This is a genomic window from Kitasatospora sp. NPDC057692, assembly GCF_042799475.1.
GTDB lineage: Bacteria > Actinomycetota > Actinomycetes > Streptomycetales > Streptomycetaceae > Kitasatospora.
On sequence record NZ_JBHVIV010000154.1, the window covers coordinates 1 to 9,611 of the forward strand.

The window sequence follows — 9,611 nt, forward strand, 5'->3', positions numbered from 1 at the left end:
GAGAGCTACCTCGCCGGCCTCCACCTTCGTGGCGCGATGATCTGGATCAAGGACCTCACCAGAGCCGCTTGATCACGACCAAATACGCGCCCTAGCGGCGCTCCGTTCGCCAGCGGACGGGGAGGTCCTTGAGGCCGTTCTGGAAGTTGGAGACCAGGCGGCGGGGTGCCGCGCCCGGGGCGAGCTCCAGGTCGGGCAGGGCGGTGAGCAGGTGGCGCAGCAGCGCCGCCATCTGGAGGCGGGCGAGTTGCGCGCCCAGGCAGAAGTGCGGGCCGTACCCGAAGCTGACGTGGTCGTTGGGGCTGCGGGTGATGTCGAAGCGGTCGGGGTCTGGGAACACCGTCCCGTCGCGGTTGGCCGAGGCGTGGTGGACCACCACCTTGTCGCCGCGCCGGAGCAGCCGTCCGCCGAGTTCGACGTCCCTGGTGGCGGTGCGCCGGAAGTCCAGCACCGGCGGCCAGTGGCACAGCATCTCCTCGACGGCGGAGGCGGTCAGGTCGGGCCGGGAGAGCAGCAGCCGGTGCTGGTCGGGGTGGGTGAGCAGGGTGTACAGGCCGCCGGGCAGGCCGTTGCGCAGCGTCTCGTTCCCGGCGACGGCCGGAAAAACACGCAAACATGTCCCCTCCACCCCAGATGGACCGGTTCGAGGAGGGCCGTTTTCCATGCAGGAAGTTGATCTCTATCTCCGGAAGTCCAAGGTCGTCCGCACCGCCGATCTGCGTGATCTGCTGTCGATCGAGGCGCAGGAGACCACCGGCCGCGCCTGGGCGGCGCGGGAGGGACTGCGGGTGCGAAAGGTCTGGGTGGACAACCTGTCCGCCTGGTCGGACGTCGTCCGTCCGGAGTTCGACAAGGCGCTCGCCGCCGTCTTGAACGGCGAGGTTCCCTGCCTGTGGAACTTCGCCATGGACCGATTCACCCGCCGGGGCATCGACGAGATCGGACCGGTCCTGGGCAAGGCCCGGGTCATCTTCGACTACGAGGGCCGCGGCCTCGCCTTCGAGCCCATCCACACCGGCGGCGGCTACTTCGCCCTGTCCCTGCTGATCCCCGGCGGGGAAGTCCTGATCACCGACGACGACGGGCAGATCGCGCGCCCCGCCGAGTCCCACACCGCCTGGCTCGCCTGCTTCTACCCCGACCCGGCGTCACCCTTCGCCTTCGGCAAAGACGAGGTGGTGGACATCTACGTCGGCGACGGAAGCCTCTCCCTCACGGACGACTGCGCCGCCTGTACCGAGTCAATCGCCCGCTGGCTTGCCGCCCATCAGGCCAGCTCCTCGGCCAGCCCGCTCGCCGTCAGTGTCGAAACCGAAGCCGCTGCCCCGTCATAAGCACCACCCCCCCGGCCACCTGAGCCCACGCCATCAGCAAGCGGGTGCACCCGGGTGCCCGGCCGACATCGGGCACCCGCCACGGCGTCAGGCCCACACACCAGCAACACCCTGTACCACCGAACGGAAACCACACGTGAAGCTCACCCTCGACCTCACCCGCATCCCCGGCCCGGCCATCGCCCTGCTCTGAGCACTCAACGCCTTCTCCGTCGAGCCGGACTCCACCAACTTCCTCGCCAGCCTTTGCATCACCGCCAGCGGCCTCCTGCTCGCCTTCGACGACGTTCACCAGCTGGGCCTGCGCCGCGACCACAAGGCCGTCGCCCACCTCGCCAAGGTGCCCGACGGTGCTCGCGTGCGCCAGATCGGCAACGCACTGGACCTGCCCGACCGCACAGTCGCCAGATCGCTCGACCGCCTGGCCGCCGACGGCCTCGTGGTTCGCGAAGCCGAGGGTGTGTCCGATGCGCTCGTACCGGCTCGCTGACTGAACCATCGTCCACGCTCTCCTCCCGAGTCCCGACGGCCTTGGAGGAACTCGCCGATCAGCAGGGAGAGACCCACGAACACTCACCGCGCCGACTTCCACCCGGTGGTGGTCACCGCGACCACCGAGCACCGCGCGAGCCGCCGCATCCTCGCCAGCACCCGCCTGAGGATCGTCCGCGCCGACCAGGTCCGCGCTGGAGACCTGATCGTCTCCGGCTTCGGCCCGGCACTGCCCGGACGGTTCCCCCGCAGCAGTTACTTCGCCTCCGGCCCATACTGGGCCCATCCCAACACGTACGACCCGACTTGCGGCTGCGGCGTCTGCGGCCTCCCCTAGGTCCACGGTCCGGACGGCACCGTCGTCCTGACCACCAGCCACCCGTGGGACACCTGCGACCCGTGGCCCGCCGACGATTTCGTCCTCATCGAGCCGCGTCGCCGCCTGCCCACCGCCCAGCGCGCCGCACCACCGGCCGAGAGGAACTGATGGCCGCCCACCGCGCCCCGCTGACCAACCACCACTCCGACCACAGCCTGTGCCCGCCGGACCACAAGCACACCAGCTCCGGGAAGCCGCTCCACCCCAACTGTCCCGGCCGCTCCTACTCCCAAGCCGTCTGCACCTGTGGCACCTGGCAGTTCAAGGGCACCGGCAAGGGCTGCGTCAACGAGTCCCGCAAGCGCCACCTCGCCACCCACCCCGCACCCGCCAAAGGCCCGAAGGTGCTGCGCGACCTGCTCCGCCTTGACCTCCCGTGACCACCACCGCTCCCCACACCACCCCCAAACCCCCTGCCGCCCGAACCACTTGGAGAACCGCGATGCCCCGGTACCTCACCGTCGGCCACCTGCTCACCCAGCTCCAGAACCTCGACCCGAACCTGCGCCTGCGCTTGGCCGTCAACCCCGACTGGCCGTTCACCCACCTCCTCGGCGCGAACGTCATCGTCCACGACGGCATGGCCTACCTCGCCGAGGACGGCCAGGACGGCTATCTCCCGACCGCCGTCCGCGAGGAACTCGCCTGGGCCTGACACCACCCCGAGCCCGAACAAGGAACACCACATCACCACTCACGACCGTCCCAGAACACCCCAACCGCTCGACGGCCTCGCCGTACGACCGATGCCGGCCGGAGTCTGCGGCGCCCTCGTCACCAGCGCACCTGCCAACCCCGCGAACCCCATCAGCGTCCTCTGGCTGCCCACCGACGCTCCCCGCCTTCCTCTCGGCCACATCAGCCTGCGGTGGGAGGCAGCCAGTTGCGCGGGCTGGGACGTCACCGCCCGCCTCGGCCTGGCCACCACCGAGGTCCACCTCGCCTCCTGGTACGCAGCCCCCGACGACTGGCCGCACCTCGTGCGTCCCACCGTCCGCGAGGTCACCGGCCTATGCTCCGCCCTCGCCGTCGCCACCGCAGCCCTCGACCTCGCCAACCGGCTCGCCGAACTCTGAACACCACCGCAGAAGGCCGCCCCGCCACCGGCAGGGCGGCCTTGCCGCACGCCCGCCCGCTCATCCCGCGTACCCTCGTCACCGAACACCGAGGAAGGAACACGATGGCCGACGACCAGCAGCTCTGGGGCTACACCGAGGTCGCCGCGCACCTGGGGATCAGCGTCGGTGCCGCCCGCAGCCGCAAGAGCCGAGGTGCCCTGCCCGCCCCGGACGACGAGAGCATTCCGGACCGCCCGCGCTGGAAGCCCGCGACCTTCCACAACTGGAAGCCGCTCGGTCAGGGTTACCGCAGCGACCTGGTCACCGACGCCGACACGGCCGGCAACTGACTGGCAGGACGTACGCTCTCGACTCATGAGCGCTTCTCCGATGCCCTCCCCGCCGTTTCCCCCGCCGGACTCCGCCGTGCTCCAGCTGATCGTCGCGAACGCCGTCAACTCCGTACGCACCGGCGAGGCCACGGTCGAGCAGGCGATCCTGCACGCCGCCGTGCACGGCTGGTACGAGGGCCACATCGAAGGCGAAGACGAGTGCCCCGGATGCGACTTCCGGGGAGGGCTGCCCAAGTCGACCAACCGTAACTGACAGCGGCTGCGCCCGGTCAGGAAGCACCACATCCACCCATGACCGACCATCCCGACCGCCGGACCATCCCGCTGGCGGCCTGCGGCTGCGTCGCCGCGCTCGGCGCTGCCGCCCAATCGTCGCGGCGATCTCCGACGCCTACGCGGCGTGCGCCATCGGCCTGCTCGTCATGGGCGGGGCCGCCCTCGCCGGCTACCGCGTCGCACGAGCCTCCGACGCCCGAACCGACCAGCTCGTACTCCAGCGCTTGCAACAGGAACCCGGTGGCATCGGTGCCGATCTCGCTCTGCACACGGCCGCTGTCCGGCTCAGCCTCCACCGGATGTCCCGGGACGGCAGCCTGCCTACACCCGACGGACCTGCCGACGCCGAACACTGACCATCACGACAGCGAAAGGAGATCGCCACCGTACCGGCGGCGACCTCCTTTCGCTCAGAGAGCGCCATCATCGAGTCGGTTGGCGATGGTAGAAGGCAATGTCGTTGTAGAAGCCGACGGCGAGGCCGCCGGTGTTGGTGAGAGCGACTGCAAAGGGTTCGTCGAGAGTGATCGACGATATGGCTGACCTGGTGCGCAAGTCCCACGTCGTCACACTATTGTTCCTGTTGCCGTTAGCAATGATGGCAATGGGAGTGTCGTTGACGGTCATGCAGGCGATTTCGACCTTGCTGTCATTCTCGCGGAGAGACGGGCCGACCAGTCGACCGGTACGCTGGCCGGTGCGCAGGTCCCACATCCGCACCGTCCCATCAGCACCGCTGATGAGCGCGATGGGGGTGCCATCGAGGACTGTGCACGCTATCGAGCCCACGTCGCCTCCTCCGCTTGTGAGAGGCCGACCGATCATTCGACCTGTATCTAGGTCCCACACCCGCACTTTCCCGTCCATGTAGCCGGTGAGGACGACAGGGCTGCCGTCGAGGACCGTGCATGCCGTTGCGATCGGGTAGCCGGCCTGTTCTGTAAGAGGTCGCAAGGTACTCCGGCCGGTGCGCAGGTCCCACAGTCGGATCGCTTCGCTTTTGACGATGAGGGCAACGGTCCGCCCCTCCAGGACTGTGACTGCACCCGGGCGGCTGCTGCCGCCTCGACGAGTAGTGAGCGATCGGGCCCTCCGGCCGGTGCGTAGGTCCCACAGTCGGATCGCCTCGTCTTCAACAGTGAGGGCGACGGGGCGGTCATCCAGGACCGTGCAGGCCACCATATAGATCGGGCCCTTTTGGCGAATGGGAAATCGGTTGATCATCTGGCCTGTGCCCAGGTCCCACACCCCTAATGTCCCGTCCCAACCGCTGGAGACGGCAGCAGGACGTCCGCCGATCACCGTGCACGCCACATCGAATACGCGACCCTGGTGGCCAGCGACGGGTTCACCAACCTTTGGGCTAGGGGTCAAGTCCCACACCCGCAGCCCCCAGCCATTTTTACCACCACCACCGGTGATCGCGACGGAAACACCGTCAAGGACGGTACACGCCACCCCGGTCACGGTGCCGCGGTGGCCAGTGTGTTCGCTGATCATCTGGCCGGCGCCAAGGTCCCACACCCGCACCATCCCGTTCCAACCGCCGGAGACGGCAGCAGGGCGTCCGTCGATCACTGTGCACGCTACTGTGTCCACCCCGGCATAGTCGGTTGGGGAGGTGCACATCATCTGGCCAGAGGCCAGGTCCCACGCCTGCAGTGCCTCCCTCCCGCCCGTGACAGCGACGGGACGTCCGTCGATCGCTGTGCACGCCACTGCGTACACGTCGTGCCCAGTGTGAAGTTCGTTGATCACCCGACCGGTGCCGAGGTCCCACACCCGCACTCGCCCTACCTCTTGTGTCCCGACGACAGCGACAGGGCGACCGTCGATCACCGTGCACGCCACTGCAACACCGCGGCCGAAGCGGCCGGCAAGAGGTTTGCCGATCGCTCGCCCGGTGCCCACGTCCCACACCTGTACCGTCCCCCCATACCTATGGACGCTGACGGCAACAGGGCGACCATCCAGGACCGAACACGCCACTGCGGATATGGAGTCGCGAGAGAGAATGTCGCGCATAGCTGCGTCGAAGGTGCTTCCGGTGGCCCACAGGGGCGCCCAGTCGCCGGGTGGGATCCGGCCGATGAGGCGTTGGTGGAGGTCGCTTGCTCCAGCACGAGCGGCTGTCAGCGCGAGGACCTGTCGTCGGTCTTGTGGGGTGGTGTGCGAGTGGAGATGGAGGCTGTTGCGGTATACGGCGGCGGTCAGACGGGCGGTGTCGGCGTTGACGTGGTGAAGGTGGGGGGTGAGTGCGCCTGGCGCAACGTGAACGAGGTACTCACTATCGGCCAATACCTTGTCGAGGAGTCCGGCTCGGGCCGCATGATGGGCAAGGTGGCCCAGAGTGTAGGGGTGAGCGCGGGACCAATCACGGGTGGCGTCGGCGCGGTAGGGGATGCGGTCGGTGAGTACCTGCGTGTACGCGGCGTGAACCTCTTCGGGGTCCGTTCCTGCTCGTAGGTACTCGGCCATCGCCTCGTGGTACAGGCGATAGGCGGAGCGACCACTCTCGGTCGCCTCGACGACGTAGGAGCCGGCCTTCCGACGGAGCCACAGAAGGTCGTCGTCCGTGTATGTGCGGCCGGAAATGTGGGAGGCCAAGGGTGCCCAGACGTCCTCCCATGGCAGCCCTTGGCCCTGGGCATAAGCCAGGGGGCGTAGTAGGTCGATGGCGCGTTGGGCATCGTTGCCGAGGCGCTGGTGGAGGTCGTGGTGCATTGCGGTGCTGGCGTGATGGGGGAGAGAGTTGCGCCAGGTGGGATCGTTGGGGTCGGGGATGGTAGAGGCGGCGGCAAGCGCGCCGGCGGTGATACGTGCGATGAGGAAGGAGTGGCCAGCGGCATCCGCGACGGCTTTGGCGACGGGCCGTGCTGCATGGGGCTGGTCGCGATACGGGGAGGTGCGGTGTGCCTGGAGGAGGGTTCGAACCGTGTAGGTGGTGAGGGCTTGAGGGTCGGCGTATCGGTGGTCGTCGAGGTCGATGGTGTCCTCGGGTCCGGTGCCGAGGCGGGGCAGGAGGTAGGGGCGGGCGCCGAGAAGCAAGCGGATGCGCCCTTGGGAGTGTTCGATCAGGGGGAGCAGGATTGTGATGCAGAGGGTGTCGGGGGTGACGGCCTCGTCGAGGGCGTCGATGAGGACAGTCAGGGGCTTTGGACGGTGGTTGAGGGATTCGAGGAGTCCGCCGACGGTGGTGGCCGGCACGCGAGCGGCGGCGCAGAGGGCGTCCAAGACGTCTTTGTCGGTCAGGCCCTGGGCGTAAATGCTGGTCTCGACCGCGCCAGGGGCGAACAGGTCTGCGGGCAGGCCGATGGAATCGCCGGGGACGGTGCGGTGCCGTTCTGGGTGGGTGAGAGCGGCGACCAGGCCGAGGACCGCGGTCTTGCCCGAGCCCGGGGCGCCAGTGACCACTCGGCAGGCCGACATGCTCGCTCCGGCAGCGGTGTTGAGCCATGCGGCGAGGTCGTGGAGGGCAGCATGACGTCCACTGAACCACCACGCGGGATCCGTGGAGTCGTCGTGAGCTCCCTGGTAGCCCATGGCGCGGATCAGTAGCCGGGAGGTGAACTCCGTTTCCCGCTTCCGGTCCTGTTCTGTGAAGGCCGCTGCCTGTTGTAGTGCAAGGTCTATCTCGTTCAGCTGTGTGCTGTAGCGGGGATTGGGAAAGAACGCCGGCGGCTCGCCATCCATGCCCACCATGGCCAAGCCGATCCGCTGATGGCCAGGCAGATCCTTGGAGTCGTTGATGTGCTGTACCACGGCATTCACAGACAGGGTGTGCGGGCCGTACCCGGCTACTGACAGGGCAGTGACCGCGTTCTTGAGTAGCTTCGGGAACAGACCTGCCGTCGCCGTCTGATGCGGCTGGGCGGAGGAGATGATCACCAGTCCCGATCCGGAACTTCTGCCCCAGGTCGGGCCGAGGCGTTCCAGGGCCGCGGCGGCCATCTGATTGCCGCCCTGGCCGACGTAGCAGGCGTCCAGCAGCAGCATGACCCGTTGAACCCTGGTGCCGCGCAGCATCGCCCGCGTCAGCTCAGCGGTCGGTAGTGCCGTGTAGGTCAGGTCCTCAGGGTCGGTGTCGGCGGTGAGCAGGACATGCTCCCCGCCATCGTCGAGAACCTCGCCGTGGCAGGACAGGTACACCGCCAGCAGATCGTCCGCCCTGCGCTCCGATGACGAACAAAACGCGCGCAGGGAGTCGGTCAGCTGCTGCTTGGTGGGGTTGGAAGGGAACGGGTCGTGAAGGCGGTAGCCGAGCTGGCCGGTGAAGAGGTCCACGACCTTCTCACGGGCCCTTACCAGTCCGGGTCGGTTCCACTCCCTGTGATTCGGGTAGTCGGCCACCGCTACTGCGATCAAGAACCGCCGCGGCCCGTCCTCCGGGCCATCCGACGTTGTCATTCCAGGCCTTCGGTAATTGCGCGGCCGCAGAGTTCGTCTGTGAGGTACGAAGTCGCATCGTGCGCGTGCGTGCCGTTCGAGAGCAGCGCCGATCGGACCCGTTCACCGAAGACGGGACGTAGGTCCTTTACGAGTGCGACCACGTCGCCGGTGCCAGCCAGGTTCGTCCAAGTAAGGTCGTCGCCGCCGGGCCAGGCCCCCCGTCCCTCGGCCGGTGCCGGCTGGAGACGGTCGAAAACCAGGTTGCGGATACCCAGTGGCGAGCCGATCGTCACCAGCGCCCGCACCCCGTGACCGGGCAGTGCGCAGAGGGCTTCGTAGGCCACGACCGAGCCGAGTGAGTGAGCGACCACGACCCGCGTGTCCGGACCGATCTGCGCCATGACCCGGCTCCGCACCCGCTCGCGGATCTTCGTGTCCGTCAGATAGGCCCGGACCTGCTTGAGATCCGCGACCACAAGTCGCAGCGCGACGTTCGCGAAGAACCGTGACCCCGACAGCGCGCGCAGTGCGGCCTGTACCGAACGTGGCGTGGCCACAAGTGTGTCAGCAGCATCCGGGGGCACTACCTCAGGATCCACTTCGGCGGCCGCCCGCCACCACGCCGCCAGCAGATCCCGCTCGAACCCCGCCTCGACGTCCTGGGCTGTGTAGGGCAGTTCACCGGCCGTGAGCAGTTGTCCTGCCGGGCGGAAGACGTCCCCATAGAAGCCCATCGCGATGTCCGACGCCGCCAGCAGCCCCTCGGCCGCACCGGCTCGCCGTAGCCCGTCGCTCAGCGCGGGCCACCACGCGGAGCGCAGTCGGTCCTCCCCCCTGACCTGTTGCCCCATCCCGTGCACGCACACCACCCGGGCCACCGCGCCCACCCCCAGACGAGAAAGGCCAGGACCAGCGCCAGCCTTGAGGGTTCCACATCTACCAGCCCCTGGCCACGTCCAGTGGCAAAATCCCCGCACTCACTGCGCCTACCTGTCGCAGTGCATCGGCTCTTGACCCTGTCGGGGATCTTGGATGATCGGGTCTGTATGGTCTTCGGCTCTGTCGCGCATCCGGTGGTAGCAGAGGGTCACGTCAGTCACGGCAAGCCCGACTGCCGAGAACTCTGCAGATCAGTGGGTCTACGAGGCGCCGCCAAAGAGGCGCCCCGTGCCCGCCAAATGGGGCCGCCCAAGCCCGGCGTCCGCATATACCGCCCGGCGAGTACTAGGGCGCGTATTTGGTCGTGATCAAGCGGCTTTGGTGAGGTCCTTGATCCAGATCATCGCGCCACGAAGGTGGAGGCCGGCGAGGTAGCTCTCCGGGGTCTTGT

At 68.0% G+C, this 9,611-nt stretch carries 12 protein-coding genes; 8 read left to right on the plus strand and 4 right to left on the minus strand.

Annotated features, from left to right (window positions below):
- Positions 1 to 91: 91 nt before the first annotated feature.
- Positions 92 to 613 (minus strand): cytochrome P450, encoded by a 522-nt coding sequence (locus tag ACFVFS_RS39665; protein ID WP_380629899.1) that lies wholly within the window; start codon positions 611 to 613, stop codon positions 92 to 94.
- 49 nt (positions 614 to 662) lie between these two features.
- On the opposite strand from ACFVFS_RS39665, the gene ACFVFS_RS39670 reads away from it, so the two are divergent.
- From ACFVFS_RS39670 to ACFVFS_RS39705, 8 genes are all read left to right on the plus strand, one after another.
- Entirely contained in the window at positions 663 to 1,334 is a 672-nt protein-coding gene (locus ACFVFS_RS39670) for a recombinase family protein (protein WP_380629901.1), read from the plus strand.
- 358 nt (positions 1,335 to 1,692) lie between these two features.
- A complete protein-coding gene (locus ACFVFS_RS39675) occupies positions 1,693 to 1,824 on the plus strand; it encodes a hypothetical protein (RefSeq protein WP_380629903.1) in 132 nt (43 codons plus the stop codon).
- A 108-nt stretch (positions 1,825 to 1,932) separates the two neighbouring features.
- On the plus strand, positions 1,933 to 2,163 hold the full coding sequence (locus tag ACFVFS_RS39680; protein ID WP_380629905.1) for a hypothetical protein: 231 nt from the start codon (positions 1,933 to 1,935) through the stop codon (positions 2,161 to 2,163).
- 149 nt (positions 2,164 to 2,312) lie between these two features.
- Entirely contained in the window at positions 2,313 to 2,585 is a 273-nt protein-coding gene (locus ACFVFS_RS39685) for a hypothetical protein (protein WP_380629907.1), read from the plus strand.
- 62 nt (positions 2,586 to 2,647) lie between these two features.
- Positions 2,648 to 2,860, plus strand: coding sequence for a hypothetical protein (locus tag ACFVFS_RS39690; protein WP_380629909.1), 213 nt, complete (start codon positions 2,648 to 2,650; stop codon positions 2,858 to 2,860).
- 91 nt (positions 2,861 to 2,951) lie between these two features.
- Positions 2,952 to 3,281 carry an esterase gene (locus ACFVFS_RS39695; protein ID WP_380629911.1) on the plus strand — a complete coding sequence of 110 codons (330 nt, stop codon included), beginning with the start codon at positions 2,952 to 2,954 and terminating at the stop codon, positions 3,279 to 3,281.
- Between the two features lie 104 nt (positions 3,282 to 3,385).
- Positions 3,386 to 3,613: a MarR family transcriptional regulator gene (locus ACFVFS_RS39700; RefSeq protein ID WP_380629912.1), complete on the plus strand. Its 228-nt coding sequence runs from the start codon at positions 3,386 to 3,388 to the stop codon at positions 3,611 to 3,613.
- Between the two features lie 25 nt (positions 3,614 to 3,638).
- Positions 3,639 to 3,869: a hypothetical protein gene (locus ACFVFS_RS39705; RefSeq protein ID WP_380629914.1), complete on the plus strand. Its 231-nt coding sequence runs from the start codon at positions 3,639 to 3,641 to the stop codon at positions 3,867 to 3,869.
- 16 nt (positions 3,870 to 3,885) lie between these two features.
- Here the strand turns inward: ACFVFS_RS39705 and ACFVFS_RS39710 are convergent, their stop codons facing one another.
- The 3 genes from ACFVFS_RS39710 to ACFVFS_RS39720 form a co-directional block, all read right to left on the minus strand.
- On the minus strand, positions 3,886 to 4,161 hold the full coding sequence (locus ACFVFS_RS39710) for a hypothetical protein (RefSeq protein ID WP_380629916.1): 276 nt from the start codon (positions 4,159 to 4,161) through the stop codon (positions 3,886 to 3,888).
- Positions 4,162 to 4,315: 154 nt separating this feature from the next.
- Positions 4,316 to 8,299: a caspase family protein gene (locus tag ACFVFS_RS39715; protein WP_380629918.1), complete on the minus strand. Its 3,984-nt coding sequence runs from the start codon at positions 8,297 to 8,299 to the stop codon at positions 4,316 to 4,318.
- Entirely contained in the window at positions 8,296 to 9,159 is an 864-nt protein-coding gene (locus tag ACFVFS_RS39720; protein ID WP_380629920.1) for a hypothetical protein, read from the minus strand. The genes ACFVFS_RS39715 and ACFVFS_RS39720 overlap by 4 nt, the downstream gene beginning before the upstream one ends.
- Positions 9,160 to 9,611: the final 452 nt, after the last annotated feature.